The organism is Streptomyces sp. NBC_01450 (assembly GCF_036227505.1).
In the GTDB taxonomy this organism is placed as follows: domain Bacteria; phylum Actinomycetota; class Actinomycetes; order Streptomycetales; family Streptomycetaceae; genus Streptomyces.
On record NZ_CP109480.1, the window covers coordinates 2653530 to 2669890 of the forward strand.

The 16361-nt window shown below is 70.6% G+C and carries 16 protein-coding genes; 6 read left to right on the forward strand and 10 right to left on the reverse strand.

Annotation, left to right across the window (positions count from 1 at the left end):
* The first annotated feature begins 39 nt into the window (after window positions 1-39).
* A complete protein-coding gene (locus OG568_RS12170) occupies window positions 40-1701 on the forward strand; it encodes a hypothetical protein (RefSeq protein ID WP_329531485.1) in 1662 nt (553 codons plus the stop codon).
* A 60-nt stretch (window positions 1702-1761) separates the two neighbouring features.
* Here OG568_RS12170 and OG568_RS12175 read toward each other — a convergent pair whose 3' ends face one another.
* On the reverse strand, window positions 1762-2214 hold the full coding sequence (locus OG568_RS12175) for an Lrp/AsnC family transcriptional regulator (protein WP_266431848.1): 453 nt from the start codon (window positions 2212-2214) through the stop codon (window positions 1762-1764).
* 112 nt (window positions 2215-2326) lie between these two features.
* Between OG568_RS12175 and OG568_RS12180 the strand changes: the two genes are divergently transcribed.
* Window positions 2327-2944, forward strand: a complete 618-nt coding sequence (locus tag OG568_RS12180; protein ID WP_329531486.1) for a LysE family translocator — start codon at window positions 2327-2329, stop codon at window positions 2942-2944.
* 50 nt (window positions 2945-2994) lie between these two features.
* A complete protein-coding gene (locus tag OG568_RS12185; protein ID WP_329531487.1) occupies window positions 2995-3453 on the forward strand; it encodes a PaaI family thioesterase in 459 nt (152 codons plus the stop codon).
* 34 nt (window positions 3454-3487) lie between these two features.
* Here the strand turns inward: OG568_RS12185 and OG568_RS12190 are convergent, their stop codons facing one another.
* From OG568_RS12190 to OG568_RS12205, 4 genes are all read right to left on the reverse strand, one after another.
* Window positions 3488-3841, reverse strand: coding sequence for a VOC family protein (locus tag OG568_RS12190; RefSeq protein ID WP_266692195.1), 354 nt, complete (start codon window positions 3839-3841; stop codon window positions 3488-3490).
* 146 nt (window positions 3842-3987) lie between these two features.
* The gene (locus tag OG568_RS12195) at window positions 3988-4569 is read right to left on the reverse strand and encodes a DUF4232 domain-containing protein (RefSeq protein ID WP_329531488.1); all 582 of its coding nucleotides are present in this window, start codon (window positions 4567-4569) and stop codon (window positions 3988-3990) included.
* 41 nt (window positions 4570-4610) lie between these two features.
* Complete coding sequence (locus OG568_RS12200) at window positions 4611-5279, reverse strand: response regulator transcription factor (protein ID WP_329362468.1); 669 nt, start codon at window positions 5277-5279, stop codon at window positions 4611-4613.
* Entirely contained in the window at window positions 5276-6388 is a 1113-nt protein-coding gene (locus OG568_RS12205) for a sensor histidine kinase (RefSeq protein WP_329531489.1), read from the reverse strand. Before OG568_RS12205 ends, OG568_RS12200 begins: the two co-directional genes overlap by 4 nt.
* A gap of 215 nt (window positions 6389-6603) precedes the next feature.
* Here OG568_RS12205 and OG568_RS12210 point away from each other — a divergent pair, with 215 nt between their 5' ends.
* The 3 genes from OG568_RS12210 (at window position 6604) to OG568_RS12220 (ending at window position 9226) form a co-directional block, all read left to right on the forward strand.
* Window positions 6604-7605, forward strand: coding sequence for a carboxymuconolactone decarboxylase family protein (locus OG568_RS12210; RefSeq protein WP_329531490.1), 1002 nt, complete (start codon window positions 6604-6606; stop codon window positions 7603-7605).
* Window positions 7602-8435, forward strand: a complete 834-nt coding sequence (locus tag OG568_RS12215; RefSeq protein ID WP_329531491.1) for a class I SAM-dependent methyltransferase — start codon at window positions 7602-7604, stop codon at window positions 8433-8435. The genes OG568_RS12210 and OG568_RS12215 overlap by 4 nt, the downstream gene beginning before the upstream one ends.
* Window positions 8436-8557: 122 nt before the next feature.
* Window positions 8558-9226, forward strand: coding sequence for a hypothetical protein (locus OG568_RS12220; RefSeq protein WP_329531492.1), 669 nt, complete (start codon window positions 8558-8560; stop codon window positions 9224-9226).
* A gap of 76 nt (window positions 9227-9302) precedes the next feature.
* Here the strand turns inward: OG568_RS12220 and OG568_RS12225 are convergent, their stop codons facing one another.
* From OG568_RS12225 to OG568_RS12245, 5 genes are all read right to left on the reverse strand, one after another.
* Entirely contained in the window at window positions 9303-10829 is a 1527-nt protein-coding gene (locus OG568_RS12225; RefSeq protein ID WP_329531493.1) for an NCS1 family nucleobase:cation symporter-1, read from the reverse strand.
* A gap of 195 nt (window positions 10830-11024) precedes the next feature.
* On the reverse strand, window positions 11025-12044 hold the full coding sequence (locus OG568_RS12230; RefSeq protein ID WP_266587734.1) for a TIGR03842 family LLM class F420-dependent oxidoreductase: 1020 nt from the start codon (window positions 12042-12044) through the stop codon (window positions 11025-11027).
* A gap of 18 nt (window positions 12045-12062) precedes the next feature.
* Window positions 12063-13466: a dihydropyrimidinase gene (gene hydA / locus OG568_RS12235; protein ID WP_266428728.1), complete on the reverse strand. Its 1404-nt coding sequence runs from the start codon at window positions 13464-13466 to the stop codon at window positions 12063-12065.
* Between the two features lie 142 nt (window positions 13467-13608).
* Window positions 13609-14451 carry a nitrilase-related carbon-nitrogen hydrolase gene (locus OG568_RS12240; protein WP_266428731.1) on the reverse strand — a complete coding sequence of 281 codons (843 nt, stop codon included), beginning with the start codon at window positions 14449-14451 and terminating at the stop codon, window positions 13609-13611.
* A 322-nt stretch (window positions 14452-14773) separates the two neighbouring features.
* Window positions 14774-16336 carry a PucR family transcriptional regulator gene (locus OG568_RS12245; RefSeq protein WP_329531494.1) on the reverse strand — a complete coding sequence of 521 codons (1563 nt, stop codon included), beginning with the start codon at window positions 16334-16336 and terminating at the stop codon, window positions 14774-14776.
* Window positions 16337-16361: the final 25 nt, after the last annotated feature.

A 16361-nucleotide genomic window follows, 5' to 3' on the forward strand; every position in this document is an offset into this window, starting at 1 on the left:
CTGCGTGCACGTCCAGGCCGGCGCGAGGCCCAAGCAGGTGTGCGGGATGCTCTCGCGCCCCTGCTGTCCCGTCCGGACACGGTCCGTGCCGCCGACGAGATCCACCGCAGACTGCACACGCTGGGTATTCGGGATCTTCACGTCCAGGCCGCGATGGCCGATCTGCCCCTGGAAGACACAGCGGCAGCCCGTGCTCTCGGCCGCCATCTGACACGCACCGGCACCAGCACACTGACCGTGAACGTCGGCATCGCTCTCCTGGCTCGCCTCGGTGAGCCGGAGGACGTGCCCTACCTCAAGGTTCTCGGCCTGCTGAGGGCTCTCGCCCGTCCCTCGGTCGACGCGCTCACCGCCCTCCACTGCCCGACAGCAGCCCTGGTCTGGCTCGCCGACCACACCGAGAACCGAGCCCTGCACCACCTGATCGACGCGATCGCCGCGCGCGATGACCACGAGGCCCGCACATGGCTGATCAACGCCCCTCTCCACTCGGGTGCTGTCGGACCTTCAACCGCCCGCAGAATCGCCGAGGCCGTCCGACTCGCCGACATTCTCCGCGAGGAGCAGTCCGACACCCAGGCCGTAGCCCAGGCCGGGCGTCTCCTCTCCCGTATGACGGGACTGCGCGACTACCAGCCCGAGATTCTCAGCTACCAGCAGGCCACCACCACCTACAGCGCGTTCGTCGCACGCGCCTCCCAACTGCCCCCGACGCCGGACCACTACGCCATCCTGCTGTCCGTCGCCCTGGACCTGCACAGTGGCCCCAGCGTGCTCCTCGACTGGCAGTCAGGGCAGCGGCAAGCCCTCCTGCGCGCCCTGGAAGCCGTCCTGAGCACGCGGTCCTGGGAAGCCGTCGCACAGAGCGAGCCCGAAGAGCCCGCCGAACGCCGCCGGGTCCATTGGATACGGCGCACGGCACGGCAGCCTTTCCACCACGCGGCGGTCTCCCGGTTCCGGGTGGAGGCCACCGTGCGGGACCCGGCAGACCCGGACACGGTCGAGGTACGGCTGTTGATCGACGGTCGGCCCCTGGTACCCGAAGCGTTCGGCAAGGGCGCGGCCAACTCCCCCGAGTACCTTCTCGACAGCGGTCGCCTACGGGCCGCGGCCGAGCCCCGAGAGGTACAGCTCGCCGAGGCATACTGCACCGAGGGCTGCTGCGGCGCGCTCTACGTGACCATCCGCAGAGAAGGCGACCAGGTCGTGTGGAGTGACTGGCGTCGCCCTCCGACGCGGCAACCCCAGGTGGAACTCCCCGAGTACCGCTTCGACGCGGCCGACTACGACACGGAGATCGAGCGTGCCGAGAACGACCGGTCCCGGGCCTGGCCGGCTCGAAACACCGCCCGCTCGATAGCCGCGGGGCTACGCGAGCAACCGGATCTCCTCACCCGCTGGGACGGCCAGGTCGACTGGATCGGCACCGACTTCCACGATCAGGACACGACCGTGGTCTCCTTCACGTACTGGCCGGGCCTCGCCGCCGGGCAGCGGGACAAGGACGGCCCCTGGTTGCAGTTCATCTGGAGTCTCCCCGACGACGGCACACCTCCCGAGAACCAGGCTGCCGCGGCGCTGCGGCAACTCGCCGAGCAGGACCCGAAGACCTACGCACAGGTCAGGGGAGGCAGCCCCTCACACGCCGAGGCACTCGGCTTCCCATGGCCCGAACCGGCGGACCCGGAAGAGAGCGCCTGACCGAGCCCCGTAGAGACCCCTGACCCGGCCTTCGCGGCAACGGAGTGCGCGGACAAGCGGCTACTCGGGCAGGGGGCGGTCGTGGACGACGTTCTTCATGACAAGGGTGGAGGTCAGGCGCTGGACCCCGGGCAGCCGCGCGAGCCGCTGGTCGTAGAGCTGCTGGAAGGCGGCCAGGTCGCTGGTGGCGACACGGAGCAGGTAGTCGGGTTCGCCGAACAGGCGCTGCGCCTGAAGCACGTGCGGGACAGCGCTCACGGCCTCTTCGAAGGCCGTGACGGTGTCGGGGTCCTCCCAGCGCAGGGTGGCGAAGACGAGCGCCTCGAAGTTCAGGCCGACGGCCGCCGGGTCAACCACCGCTCGGTAGCCGCGGATCGCGCCCTCGCGTTCGAGGTCGCGCAGGCGACGGTGGCAAGGCGAGACACTGAGCTGCACGCGCGCGGCCAGCTCGGTGACCGTGAGACGGCCGTCCAGCTGCAGCTCGGTAAGAATCTTCCGGTCCAGGGCGTCCATGGAGAAGATTCTCCCTCGTATCCCGCGATCATGGGGTAAAGACGCAAACACCTTCGGGCAAATCAGACCTAGCCTTCCCTCTCGGAGCAAGAAATGCGAGAGGGAACGATCGATGGATACGACGACGCTGGCGGCCTTCCTGGCGGTGGACCTGCTTCTGGTGTTCACCCCGGGCGCGGACTGGGCCTACGCGATCTCCGCCGGACTGCGGGAACGCTCGGTCGTCCCGGCCGTCACCGGGCTGATCGCCGGACACGCGGCCTATGCGCTGGTGGCCGTCGCGGGCCTGGCGGTGATCGTCGCGAGCTCCCCGGCCGCGCTCACCGCCCTGACCGTGGCGGGCGCCGGCTACCTGATGTGGCTGGGCCGGGGTGTTCTCAGGCAGCCGGCCACACCGGCGACCGTTGGAGCGAGCACGGACGCCTCCCGCGTGCGGGTCATGCTCAAAGGGGCCGGGATCAGCGGCCTGAACCCGAAGGCGCTGCTGCTGTACTTCGCGCTGTTTCCGCAGTTCATCGACACCGCCGGCGGCTGGCCGGTCGCCGCGCAGACCGGGCTGCTCAGCATGCTGCACCTGACCGCGTGCGCCGTCGTCTACCTCGCCGTCGGCGTCCTGGCCCGCACGGTCCTGAAGACCCGGCCCTCGGCCGCCCGGGTCGTCACCCGCATCAGCGGTGCCATGATGATTGCCATCGGCGCTTTCCTGCTGGTGGAACGTCTGGCCGGCTGAGGAACCCGTCCCACTCCACCCCCGACGCTGACCCGAAGGAGAGCAGGTACGTGGACGACCGGACGCAGCAGGAACAGGCGAGCCCCGCAGTCCGGAAGCGCGTCCAGGACAGCTTCGACCTGCAGGGCCTGATGTCCCACCTCGGCGCGCGCCTCACCCACATCGGCCCCGGCCGTGTCCACGTCGTGCTCCCGGCCCGTCCCGAGGTGACCCAGCAGCACGGCTACGTCCACGCCGGCGCCACCAGCGCCATCGCGGACAGTGCCGGCGGCTACGCGGCGCTCACGCTGTTCGACGAGGACTCCGACGTCCTCACCGTCGAGTACAAGATCAACCTCCTCGCGCCCGCCGCCGGCGACCACCTCGAAGCGATCGGCACCGTCCTGAAGTCCGGACGCACCCTGACCGTGTGCCAGTTGGAGGTGTACGGCGTCCGGGAAGGAGGCGAACGGAAGCTCGTCGCCAACGGCCAGCAGACACTGATCCGCGTGAACCGGCTCGCCGAGTGAGCCCCCAGCCGTCACCGCCTGCGTGAAGAAGCGGTCAGGCGGGCTGCCACAGCTCGACCCGATTGCCCTCGGGATCGGTGACCCAGCCGAATCGACCGACACCCTCCATGTCCTGCGTTTCCTCAGCCACGTCCGCACCCTTGGCGCGCAATTGCGCGAGCATCGCGTCCAGGTCGCGTACCCGGAAGTTGAGCATGGTCTGCTGGGCGCGGGACCCGAAGTAGTCGGTCTCGGACTCGAACGTCGCGAACACCGTCGGCCCGGCTCCCTGACGCCACAGGCCGTTCTCATCGGCGTCCAGGCCCAGGCAATCGCGATACCACGCGCCCAGGGACACCGGGTCGGCGGTCCGCATGAAGTATCCACCGATTCCAAGCACACGTTCCATGCCGCTATCTTGCCAGGACGGCGATCGGGCGGGCCGGCACCACACCATCGCCCGCTTCACACCCCGCCTCGATCGTGGGGGAACTCATTCCGACTTCGCGCGGATCCGTGGACCGCGCCGGTCAACGGGTGGGCGGGCCGGGGCCCTCACGACACGGACGCCCACGCCGTCGTCCCGAGCGTGTTCTCCGGGCCGATGTCGAGGGGCTCGGCGGGTCTTACGTTCTGGGCCTCGCGTCCCCGCTCCGGGACGACCCGGAGATAGGTGCCGTCCTCGGCGGCCATGCGCCAGTACAGACCCGCCCGCGCGCTCTCGCCCGGGTCGAGGGTGAGCGGCGCGGCGCCGGGGTCGTCCGGCGCCATGGGCACCTGGTCCGTCCCCTCGACGGTGCGTACGCCCGTGAGCGGGGTGCCCTTCGCGTCGAGGACGCGGACGGCCGGGTAGCCGCTCACCTCGTACGGTCGCTCGGAGCAGTTGGTGAGGGTGAGTGCCATGGCCCGCAGCCCCATGGCCCCGTCGACGGGGCCGGTGGCGAGCCGCACCCCGGACGGCGGGCAGCCGCGCGCCTGCTGGACCGTGACGGCGGGTGAGCGGGCCGCCCTGGGCCGGTGTTCCGGTTCGGTGAAGAAGCCGCAGCCGCTCACCGCGAGCGTCAGCACACCGGCGAGAACGGCGTTGCGGGACAGCCTGGGACGTAACACGATCATCCGCTGATCATTCCACGCCATCTCCGCCCTTCCTGTCGCCGCGACCACCTCCGACGCGTCGCTCAGATCGCACTCCCCCGCGCCGTCACCAAGCCCGACTCGTAGGCGAACACGACCAGTTGGGCCCGGTCGCGGGCGCCGAGCTTCGTCATCGCCCGGCTGATGTGCGTCTTGGCGGTGAACGGGCTGATGACCATGTGCGCGGCGATCTCCTCGTTGGTCAGACCGCGCGCGGCGAGCGCGGTGACCTCGCGTTCGCGGCGGGTGAGGCACTCCAGGCCGGGCGCCGTGGCCCGGTCCGGTGGCCGGGCGACGAACTCGCTGATCAGGGTGCGGGTCACGGACGGGGACAGCAGCGCCTCTCCGTGCGCGACGACCTCGATGGCCTGGAGCAGGTCGGCGGGCTCGGTGTCCTTGAGCAGGAAGCCGCTGGCCCCGGCGCGCAGCGCCTCGAAGACGTACTCGTCCAGGCCGTAGTTGGTGAGCATGATGACGCGTACGGCGGACAGCTCCGGGTCGGCGGCGATGCGGCGGGTGGCCTCGATGCCCGACATCACCGGCATCTGTACGTCGACGAGGGCGATGTCCGGCACACAGGCGCGCACGAGTGCGAGGCCCTGCTTCCCGTCGGGGGCCTCGCCCACGACCTCGATGCCGTCCTCGGCGTCGAGCAGGGCGCGGAAGCCTGCGCGCATCAGTGCCTGGTCGTCGACGAGCGCGATCCTGATCACGACACCTCCTCCGGTATGCCCAGCGGCAGTTCGGCGCGCACCGAGAAGCCGCCCTGCGTGCGCGGTGCGGCGTGCAGGGTGCCGCCGAGGGCCGTGACGCGTTCACGCATGCCGGTGAGGCCGATTCCGGGGGTGGGCGGACAGGACGGGTCAGCGCCGCCGTCGTCGTCGACCGATATCGTCAGCTCGTCGGGGCTGTAGTGGAGTTGGACGGCCACCTTGGCGGGGCCCGCGTGGCGCGCGGCGTTCGTCAGGGCCTCCTGGACGATGCGGTACGCGGCACGGTCCACGGTCGCCGTGAGGGGCCGCTCGTCGCCGTTCACCGTCAGCTCCACGGCGAGGCCGGCCGCGCGGGCCCGCTCCACGAGCAGCGCGGGGGTGCCGGTCGGCTCGTCGGTGCGCAACACCTCGAGGGTGGCCCGCAGTTCGCGCATCGCCTCGCCGCCCGCCTCCTGGATGGCGAGCAGCGCGGGCGACACCTCCTCACCGCGTTTGCGGGCGAGGTGGACGGCGACGCCGGCCTGGAGCTTGACGATCGAGATGCTGTGGGTGAGTGAGTCGTGCAACTCGCGTGCGATCCGCAGCCGTTCCTCGCCCGCGCGACGCAGGGCGGCCTCCTCGCGGGTGCGTTCCGCCTCCATCGCGCGTTGTTCCGTCTGGCGCAGATAGGCCTGCCAGTTGCGGTCGGCGAGACCTGTCACCAGGGCGCACAGGAACCACCCTGCGAGCAGGAGCGATCGTTCGGCGCTTCCTCGCGCCGCGAGGTCCGTGGTCACGAATCCCGCGAGGAACAGGGCGCTCGCGAGGGCCGCCACGCCTCGGTGGCCCGCTCGGGCCGCCGTGTGGACGGCGCTCAGCACGGGGAGGGCGGCGAGGGTGCCGGGGTGGGCGTGCAGGACGTACGCCGTCGTGGCGACCGTGCTGACCGCGAGTACCCGGCGCGGGGCGCGGCGGTAGGCCGCCAGGGCGAGGGAGCCGACGGCGATCAGGGCGTAGTCGGCGGGGGTCGCACGGTGGTCGATCGCGGCCGCGGTCATGACGAGGGCGCCGACCACGACCGCGAGGGTGGTGTCGGCCAGGTGTCTGCGGGCGACCTGGTCCAGCATCATGTTCCGCACGATAGACGGCCGTTCGGGCAGTGGCGTCAGACCTGTGGAGGGGGACCGGCGTACTCCGGCTGGAGTAGATCGCGGCGTGCGGGGGCCGGGCGGGGGTAGCTCGGATTGCCTTCGGGTGGACGACGTCCGTGGACGCCTTCCTGAAGGAGGGTGGCGACGGCGGCCGAGCGGTGGCCCCGTGCACATTTCCCACGAGGAGGCGTCCCATGCCCACTCCCTTCCGTTTCACCACCCCGTCTCCGCCCAAGTCGGCCACCGGCCGGGTCGCGGGCGTCTACGCCCAGCTCGCCGACGACTTCGGCATCGAGCGCGCGGTGACCTTCGTCGTGCTCTCGTCCGCACCCGATCTCATGGCCTCCGCCTGGGCGTTGATGCGCGAGTCGCTGATCGCGGGCGAGGGAAGCCGGACGGGGAAGGAACTCGCGGCGCTCGGGGTGTCCGTCGCCAATCGGTGCCCGTTCTGCGTGGACGCGCACACGATGTTGCTGCACGCGACCGGGGACCACCGGCTCGCGGAGACGGTGGCGCGCGGTGAGACGCCCGCCGACGAGGAGCACGCGCGGGTGCTGGCGTGGGGCGGGGCGACCCGGAGTCCGGGGGCGCCGGGGTTGACGCCGTACCCCTTCCCCGTCGCGCACGCCCCCGCCTACATCGGCACCGCCCTGTCCTTCCACTTCATCAACCGTGTGGTGTCGGCGCTGCTCACCGAGAGTCTGCTGCCCGGCAACATGCAACGGTTCCGGGCGGTGCGGAGTCTGGCCGGACGGTCCGTCGCCCGGACGGTGCGCCGGCGCCCCGCGCCGGGTGCGGGCCTGGAACTCCTCGACGACGCCGGGCCCGGTCCGCACTGGGCGCGCGGGACCACCGTCGGCCCGGCCTACGCCGCGCTGCGGGCCGCCGCCACCGAGGGGGAGGGTCTTCTCGACGAGGCCGACCGGTTCCTCGTACGGGAGACGCTCCGGGACTGGGACGGCTCGCATCCGCCGCTCGCGTGGGACGGGCTTCCCGGCCGTTCGCGGCCCGGGGCACGTCTCGCGCTGCTGGCCGCGCTGGCCCCGTACCGGATCACGGACGAGGACGTGACGGCCTGGCGCAAACCCATGCGTACCGACCACTGCCTGGTGCGTCTCGTGGCGTACGGCGCGTTCGCCGCCGTCGACCGGATCGAGAGCGCGCTGCCCGTCCGCACGACCGAGGAGACCTCATGACACGGATCGCCAACTTTGATCAGGCACGGGCCTGGAACGGCGCTCTCGGCAACCACTGGGCGAGTCATCACGAGCGCTATGACACGCTCGTGTCGGGTCTGAACGACGCGCTCTTCGACGCGGCGGCGATCACCGCGGGCGAGCGGGTCCTGGACGTCGGTTGCGGGGCCGGTGCGACGACCCGGATCGCGGGCCGGCTGGCGGCGCACGGGCATGCCGTCGGGGTCGACATCTCGGCACCCCTGCTCGACCTGGCCCGGGCCACGACCACCGCGCAGGGGGTCACCAACGTCGCGTACGAGTTCGCCGACGCGCAGACCCACCCCTTCCCGCCCGCCGGATACGACGTCCTGATCAGCCGGGGCGGGGTGATGTTCTTCGCGGACCACGTGACGGCGTTCCGGAACCTGGCGCGGGCGCTGCGGCCGGGCGGGCGGCTCGCGTTCGTCTGTCCGCAGCCCGCCGGTCCCGAGGTGGAGGAGTCACGCGCCCTGAGTCTTTTCGGACAACTCCTGGACGAACCGGACGCCGCGACGGTCGCCGTCCAGGCCGCCATGGCATCCCTGTCCGACCCGGCGCGCATCCGCGAGGTGCTGCACGGGTGGGACGACGTGACGGTGGCCGCGGTCGCGGCGGAGACGACATGGGGGCGCGACGCCGCGGACGCCGTCGGCTTCGTCCTCTCCCGCACGCCCGGCCGGACGGTCGACGCCGCCACGCGCGCGGCCCTGGAGGACACCTTGCGTCCTTATGAGACGGATCGCGGTGTTCGGCTCCGGGCGGCGGTGTGGCTGGTGACGGCGAAGTGGGGCGGGGGCCCTCACCGGTGAGCCACTGTCACCGCACAGCCACGGAGCGAGTTGGCACTTCCGCCCCACAGGGAGTCATGTGACACTGGCGTTCCGTCCACAGTGTGGACTCGCTCCCCACCGTCCCCCACGAGAAGTGCGCCGTGCATTCTCTTCCTCTGCCACTCGCTCTCACCGCACGCCTGTTGCCGGTCGCGGTGCTCGCCTGCACGGGCTGGGTCATGTCGTCCAGTCCCTCGACGACGACTCCGGCCGCCACCGCCCCCAAGTCGCCGCAGAAGACGCAGGAGGCCACCTCAGGACCCTCGGCGACCGCGGTCGCGAGGAAGTACACCGTGGCTCCCGCGCCCTGCACCGGCGTGACGGAGAAGACGGTCAAGGCCCTTGTCCCGGGCGCCAAGACGGCCGGGCAGGAGATTCCGTCGACGGACAAGTCGGTGCGCCGCACCTGCTCCTGGAACGCGCTCAAGGGCTTCGACTACCACTGGCTGGACGTCTCGTACGAGATCAAGGATTCAGCCGAAGCGGCACAGAAGACCTATACAGGGCGCGTCGCGGACAAGAGCGGCGGAGGGGTGGTTCCCGGCCTCGGCGACTCGGCCTACTCCGTCGTGAACCTCACCACCACGGACAAGCAGCAGACCCGCGAGGGGGTGGTGATCGTCCGCGCGTCCAACGCGCTGGTGGTCGTCACGTACAACGGCAGCGACTTCGAGACGAAGAAGGCGCCCAGTACGGACGAGATCAACAAGGGCGCCATCAAGGCCGCCAAGGATGTGGTGGCGACGCTGGAGAACGGCCAGAAGGGCTGACCGTTCTCCCACCGCCGCGCCGCTCCGGCGGCCACTGTCGATCCGCCGTTGTCCGGCGGCTGTCCTGCCGCACGGGTCAGACGGCGGTCTTCTCCTTGCCTCGCAGCAGCATCAGCACCAGGTACAGCACCATCGACGTACCGAGTCCGACCGCCCAGCCGTAGTCGGCGAGCGACTTCAGCGCCGGGATGGGCCGCCCGTCGATCAGCGGGTGGAAGTCGGCGCCGCCGACCGCCAGGACACCGCCGGTGAGGAAGGCGACGACGGCCCGCCAGTTCCAGCCGCCGTCGTACCAGTAGCGGCCGCCCGTGCGGTACAGGTCGGCGAGGTCGAGCTTGGTGCGGCGCAGGATCCAGTAGTCGGCGATGAGGATGCCGGCGACGGTGCCGAGCAGACCGCCGACGAGGCCGAGCCAGGTGAAGATGTAGCCCTGCGGGTCGGAGTACAGCTTCCAGGGGAAGATCAGCACGCCGAGGACGCAGGTGGCGAGTGCGCCGGTACGGAAGTTGATCTTCCGTGGTGCGAGGTTGGAGAAGTCGAAGGCCGGCGAGACCAGGTTGGCCGCGATGTTCACGGACAGGGTCGCGACCAGCACGGTGACCAGCGCGTAGAGGAGGCCGAAGACGTTGTCGGTCTTGGCGGCCAGCTGGACCGGGTCCCAGACGGCCTCGCCGTACACGGCCTGCGAGCCCGAGGTGACCATGACGGACAGGAACGCGAAGAGCGTCATCGTGGTGGGCAGACCGAGCGCCTGACCCCAGGTCTGCGCCTTCTGGCTCTTGCCGTACCGGGTGAAGTCGGGGATGTTCAGCGACAGCGTGGACCAGAAACCGATCATGCCCATGAGCGAGGGCCAGAACAGCTTCCAGAAGTCGCCGCCCCAGCCGAGCTTCGAGGGCTGGTCGAGCAGCGGGCCGAAGCCGCCCGCCTTGCTGCTCATCCACCACAGCATCGCACCGGCGCCGACGAGCACGAAGGGCGCCGCCCAGTTCTCGAAGCGCCGGATCGTCTCCATGCCCCGGTAGATGATGGCGACCTGGAGCACCCAGAAGATCGCGAACGACAGCCACATGGTCCACGCGTAGCCGCCGATGTGCGAGGCGTTCTTCCAGCCGTCGCCGAAGAGCTTCCCGGCCAGGAAGTAGATCGCCTCGCCGCCGATCCAGGTCTGGATGCCGAACCAGCCGCAGGCCACCAACGCCCGTACGACAGCGGGCAGGTTGGCGCCGCGGACGCCGAAGGAGGCGCGGGCGAAGACGGGGAAGGGTATGCCGTACTTGGGACCGGCATGCCCGGTGAGCAGCATCGGGACCAGCACGATCAGGTTGGCCAGGGCGATGGTGAGCACGGCCTGCTTCCAGTCCATGCCGACGGCAATCAGGCCGGAAGCCAGGGTCCAGGAAGCGGTGTTGTGGGCCATGCCGACCCAGAGCGCCGAGAAGTTGTACGTGGTCCACGTGCGCTTCTCGACCGGGACCGGCAGCAGGTCCTCGTTGGCGTAGGGGCCGGTGGGCGCGGGCGCGTCGGGCGCGATCTCCACCCGGCCGTCGGCGAGCGTGACTTGAGCGACGGGCGGGCCCTCGCTGGGGACGGTCTCGGTCATGGGCAGGCCAATCAAGTGAGGAGTGTCGGGAGAGGCCGTGCGGGTGACGCCGTGGGGGGTTGTGCGGGTGCGGTGGTGCGGTGATCCCCTTCCCCGGACGGGGGGGAAGGGGACGTATGGGGAGGGGGAGCGGAGGCCTGGGTGCGGCCGGTGGTGCGGTGGGCGGCCGGGGGTCGGCCGCCCGGGGCGGCGCTGTCAGCCGTTGACGGCCGGGATGACCTTCGACCCGTACGCGTCGATCACGGCCTCCTGCGCGTCGTGCATGTCGTACACCGCGAACTGGTCCACGCCCAGCGCGCGCAGCGCCTTCAGCTTCTCGATGTGCCGCTCGGCCGTGCCGATCAGACAGAACCGGTCGACGATCTCGTCCGGCACGAACTTGGTGTCGGGGTTGTCGCTGCGTCCGTGGTGGGAGTAGTCGTAGCCCTCGCGGGCCTTGATGTAGTCGGTGAGTTCCTCGGGCACGGCGGCGGAGTGCTCGCCGTACTTGGAGACCAGGTCGGCGACGTGGTTGCCGACCATGCCGCCGAACCAGCGGCACTGTTCACGCGCGTGGGCGAGCGCCTCCGGCGAGTCGTCCTCGGTGATGTACGCGGGCGCGGCCACGCAGATCTTCACCTCGGAGGGGTCGCGCCCCGCCTCGACGGCCGCGTCCTTCACGGCCTTGACCATGTACTCGGTGAGATAGAGGTCGGCGAGCTGGAGGATGAACCCGTCGGCCTCCTCACCGGTCATCTTCAGGGCCTTGGGACCGTACGCGGCCATCCAGACCGGGAGTTCGGCGCCCGGCTTGACCCAGGGGAACTTGACGACGGTGCCGCCGAGGTCGGCCTCGTCGCCACGGCCGAGGGCGCGGATGACCTTCATCGCACCGCTGATCCGGGCGAGGGTGTTGGGCTTGCGCCCGGCGACGCGCATCGCCGAGTCGCCGCGCCCGATGCCGCACACCGTGCGGTTGCCGTACATGTCGTTGAGCGTCGCGAAGGTGGAGGCGGTGACCTCCCAGGTGCGGGTGCCCGGGTTGGTGACCATCGGCCCGACCGTCAACTTCTCGGTGTTCGCGAGGATCTGACTGTAGATCACGAAGGGTTCCTGCCACAGCACGGCCGAGTCGAAGGTCCAGCCGTACGTGAAGCCGTTGCCCTCGGCGCGCTTCATCAGGTCGATGACGCGGGAGGCCGGGGGGTCGGTCTGCAGGACGAGTCCGAAGTCCATGGCGCCACTCCTAGTCGCTCAGAGAAGGTACTGACAGGTGGAGCGGGGGGTGTAGACGCCGTGACCCGCGCGTCCGGTGAACTCCCGCTCGGTGATGACCGGTTCGCCGCGCGAGAGCACGGTCTCGACCTGCCCGGTGACGCGCTTGCCCTCGTACGCCGAGTAGTCGACGTTCATGTGGTGGGTCTCGACCGACATGACCTGCTCGGCGTGCGGGTCGTAGATGACGATGTCGGCGTCGGCGCCCGGCGCGATGGTGCCCTTCTTCGGGTACAGGCCGAACATCCGGGCCGGGGTGGCGCAGGCGATCTCGATCCAGCGGCGACGCGAGATGTGCCCGTCGACGACGGCCTGGTGGAGCAGGTCCATGCGGTTCTCGACGCCCGGGAGGCCGTTGGGGATCTTCGAGAAGTCGCCCCGGCCCAGCTCCTTCTGGCCCACGAAGCAGAAGGGGCAGTGGTCCGTCGACACGACCTGGAGGTCGTTGGTGCGCAGGCCCCGCCACAGGGCGGCCTGGTGCTCCTTGGGCCGAAGGGGCGTGCTGCACACGTACTTCGAGCCCTCGAAGTCCGGTTCCGCGAGGTTGTCGGTCGACAGGAAAAGGTACTGCGGGCAGGTCTCGCCGAAGACGTTCAGGCCCTCGTCACGCGCCCGTGCGATCTCGGCGACCGCCTCCTGCGCCGAGACGTGCACGACGTACAGCGGAGCACCCGCGACCTGGGCGAGCTTGATGGCCCGGTGGGTGGCCTCGGCCTCCAGGAGCGCCTTGCGCACCTCGCCGTGGAAGCGCGGGTCGGTCTCGCCGCGCGCCAGCGCCTGTTCCACGAGGACGTCGATCGCGATGCCGTTCTCCGCGTGCATCATGATCAGGCCGCCGTTCTCGGCGGAGCGCTGCATGGCGCGCAGGATCTGGCCGTCGTCGCTGTAGAAGACGCCGGGGTAGGCCATGAACTGCTTGAAGGAGGTGACGCCCTCCTGGACCAGCAGGTCCATCTCCTTGAGCGTCTCCTGGTTGACGTCGGAGACGATCATGTGGAAGGCGTAGTCGATGGCGCAGTTGCCGTCGGCCTTGGCGTTCCAGGTGTCGAGGCCCTCGCGCAGCGAGTGGCCGACGCTCTGCACCGCGAAGTCGACGATGGTGGTGGTGCCGCCCCAGGCCGCGGCCCGGGTGCCCGTCTCGAAGGTGTCCGAGGCGAAGGTGCCTCCGAAGGGCAGCTCCATGTGGGTGTGGGCGTCGACGCCGCCCGGGATGACGTACTTGCCGGTGGCGTCGATGGTCTTCTCGGCCGTCCACGACTCGGCCGCCGGGGTGCCGGTCGCGGCGAGGGCGACGACCCGGCCGTCCTCGATCAGGACGTCGGCGTGGATCTCGTCGGACGCGGTGATGACGAGGCCATTACGGATGACGGTACGGCTGCTCATGCTCCCTCTCTCTCCTGCCGTGCGCTGAAAACTGCGGGTCACTCGTGGCCGGTCGCGCCCACGCGGCGGAGCCGCGTAATGCCACAGCCCCGCGCCCCGTCCGGGGCGCGGGAAGCCCGGCGGACTCCAGAGCCCCGCCGGGCTACGGCGCGGTCAGCGGCTCGTACGCGTCGGGACGGCGGTCCCGGTAGAACTGCCAGCGGTCGCGTACCTCGCGCAGCTTGGCCATGTCGAGGTCGCGGACGACGAGTTCGGTCTCCTTGTCGCTGGCCACCTCCCCGACGAACTGGGCCTCCGGGTCGACGAAGTACGACGTTCCGTAGAAGTCGTTGTCGCCCAGCTCCTCCACGCCCACGCGGTTGATGGCACCCACGAAGTACTCGTTCGCGACGGCCGCCGCGGGCTGCTCCAACTGCCAGATGTAGGAGGACAGTCCGCGCGAGGTGGCCGACGGGTTGAACACGATCTCGGCGCCCGCGAGGCCCAACGCACGCCAGCCCTCCGGGAAGTGCCGGTCGTAGCAGATGTAGACGCCGATCTTGCCGACGGCGGTGTCGAAGACCGGCCAGTCGGCGTTGCCGGGACGGAAGTAGAACTTCTCCCAGAAGCCCTCGACCTGCGGGATGTGGTGCTTGCGATACTTGCCGAGGTACGAGCCGTCCGCGTCGATCACGGCGGCCGTGTTGTAGAGGACGCCGGGCTGCTCCTCCTCGTACATCGGCAGCACGAGGACGATGCCCAGTTCCTTGGCGAGCGCCTGGAAGCGCCGGACGATCGGGCCTTCGGGGATCTGCTCGGCGTACTCGTAGAACGCCTTGTCCTGGACCTGGCAGAAATAGGGCCCGTAGAAGAGCTCCTGGAAGCACAGCACCTGTGCGCCCTGCGCGGCCGCGTCGCGGGCCGCCTGCTCGTGCACCTGGATCATCGACTCCTTGTCGCCGGTCCAGGCAGTCTGGAAGACGGCGGCGCGGATCACTCTGCTCATCGGGACCTCCGGTCGCTCGGTGTGCTGGGGCGGGCGCCGGAAGTGCCGTCGTCCGCCCGGAGGGCGGGCCCTGCGGCGTCCGGTGCGTGCTCTCGGCGTGCCGGGCGCAAGTCCTCGTACTGGATGTACTTGGGCTTGTGCCCGGTGCGGCGAGAGTGCGTGCCGGGCGTCGTGGGGCAGACGGCACTTCCGGCGCCCGCCCCAGGAGCCTAGGAAGCCCGGACCACGGCTTTGAGTTGCACCGTGTCACGTCTGAGGCGCTGTGCCGTTCCACGGTGTCACCCCCGCGTTGTCGCATGTTTCACCTGAGTCGTCCCGTGTTTCACCGTTGTTGCGCGTCGTGTGCGAGCAGTGCGATGTGTACGGAGGCGGCCTGCTCGAAGTCGTCGAGGTCGACGCCGAGCCGGGCCTCTATGGCCTCCAGCCGGCGGTAGAGCGCGGGCCTGCTGACGTGATGGAGCTGTGCGGTGCGGGACTTGTTGCGGCCGGTCGCGAGATAGGTCCGCAGCACGGGCAGCAGCTCCGACTCGGCGTCGGCTCCGCACAGCAGTCCGTCCAGCTCCCGTTCGGCGAAGGACTGGACGTTCGGGTCGTCGCGCAACAGCCGTATCAGGCCCCGCAGATGGACGTCACGCAGCCGTACGAGCACCGGCTGGTCCTGGTCGGCGGGTGCGTCGGCGGCGGCCTCGGCGACGTGCAGGGCCTCGCGCAGGCCGCCGGGGACGTCGTCCCAGGCGGTACGGGGCGAGGCCGCCGCCACGGTCGCACGGATGCCGGTCTCATGGCGCAGCCGCAGCGCGAAGTGGGCGGCCAGCGCCTCCGCGTCCAGATCGCGGGCGAGGCTGAGCAGCACGGCGGTGGCCCCGTCGGCGAGCTCGGCGACCAGCCCAGGGAGCCCCAACAGACGGAGTACGCGATCGATTTGGCTCGGTTCGCCGTCCCGTACCACCAGCGGCACGAAGGCCCGTCGGTTGACGGGCAGCCCGGCCGCCCTGGCCCTCGGAAGCAGCTGCCGCGCCGGTACGACCCCGCTCACCAGGTCCGTCAGCAGACTCTGCGCGGACTCCTCCTCCCAGGTGTGCACGGAGCCGCCCAGCATCCTGTGCAGGACCAGGGCCTCGGCGGCGCGGTCGGCGAGCAGCCGCCCGGTGGCGGCGTCGCCCCGGTAGCCGCACAGCACGATGCGGCCCCATCGCTCGCCGCGCCCGCCCAGTTCGGCGCGGATCCAGCCGTCGCCCTCGCTGCCGCCCGCCTGCCGGGCGATGCGCTCCCAGTCACGCAGCACGTCGTCGACCGCGGACCGCTCCCCCGCCGTGGCGAGGACGCGGTGGGCGAGGTTGGTGACGACGACCGGGCAGGCGGCGTGCACGGCGATCTCGTCGAGCATCCGCTGCAGGGGCGCGCCCGTGGTGATGAGCCCGGTGAGCGCGGTCCGTACGGCCTCGGAGAGGCTCACGGCCGCGAACTTGCTGCTGACCAGCCGGCACTGGACCTCCTCCGTCAGCTCGGCGAACGGGAAGGGCCGGTGGAGCACCACCATGGGCAGTCCGCAGCGCTCGGCGGCCCGGCGCATCACGTCCGGCGGGGTCGGGAAGGCCCGGCCGAGTCCGAGGACCACGGCCGCCGCCTCCGCGCGGTGCAGCGACCGGATGTACTCGGCCTGCGCGTCCGGGTCGCCGGCGAGCAGGACCCCGGTGGTGAGCACCATCTCGCCGCCGCTGAGCATCACGCCCACGTCGGCGGCCTCGGCGACGTGCACCCAGCGCACGGACCGGTCGAGGTGGCCCGCACCGGCCACCACCTCGGGCTCTCCGGCGAGCACCCGGTCCAGGGCGAGGACCTGGCGTACCGACAGGGCGGGTTCCAAGGCGGTGGCGGTGGTCATGACACGTTCCCTTGCTCAGAACTTC

Excerpts from the sequence above, each read along its gene's own strand:
- OG568_RS12175 (WP_266431848.1), bottom strand. The coding sequence starts at position 2,214 with ATGGACGCCCTGGACCGGAAGATTCTTACCGAGCTGCAGCTGGACGGC.
- OG568_RS12180 (WP_329531486.1), top strand. The coding sequence starts at position 2,327 with ATGGATACGACGACGCTGGCGGCCTTCCTGGCGGTGGACCTGCTTCTG.
- OG568_RS12190 (WP_266692195.1), bottom strand. The coding sequence starts at position 3,841 with ATGGAACGTGTGCTTGGAATCGGTGGATACTTCATGCGGACCGCCGAC.
- OG568_RS12195 (WP_329531488.1), bottom strand. The coding sequence starts at position 4,569 with ATGGCGTGGAATGATCAGCGGATGATCGTGTTACGTCCCAGGCTGTCC.
- OG568_RS12205 (WP_329531489.1), bottom strand. The coding sequence starts at position 6,388 with ATGATGCTGGACCAGGTCGCCCGCAGACACCTGGCCGACACCACCCTC.
- OG568_RS12210 (WP_329531490.1), top strand. The coding sequence starts at position 6,604 with ATGCCCACTCCCTTCCGTTTCACCACCCCGTCTCCGCCCAAGTCGGCC.
- OG568_RS12215 (WP_329531491.1), top strand. The coding sequence starts at position 7,602 with ATGACACGGATCGCCAACTTTGATCAGGCACGGGCCTGGAACGGCGCT.
- OG568_RS12225 (WP_329531493.1), bottom strand. The coding sequence starts at position 10,829 with ATGACCGAGACCGTCCCCAGCGAGGGCCCGCCCGTCGCTCAAGTCACG.
- OG568_RS12230 (WP_266587734.1), bottom strand. The coding sequence starts at position 12,044 with ATGGACTTCGGACTCGTCCTGCAGACCGACCCCCCGGCCTCCCGCGTC.
- hydA (WP_266428728.1), bottom strand. The coding sequence starts at position 13,466 with ATGAGCAGCCGTACCGTCATCCGTAATGGCCTCGTCATCACCGCGTCC.
- OG568_RS12240 (WP_266428731.1), bottom strand. The coding sequence starts at position 14,451 with ATGAGCAGAGTGATCCGCGCCGCCGTCTTCCAGACTGCCTGGACCGGC.
- OG568_RS12245 (WP_329531494.1), bottom strand. The coding sequence starts at position 16,336 with ATGACCACCGCCACCGCCTTGGAACCCGCCCTGTCGGTACGCCAGGTC.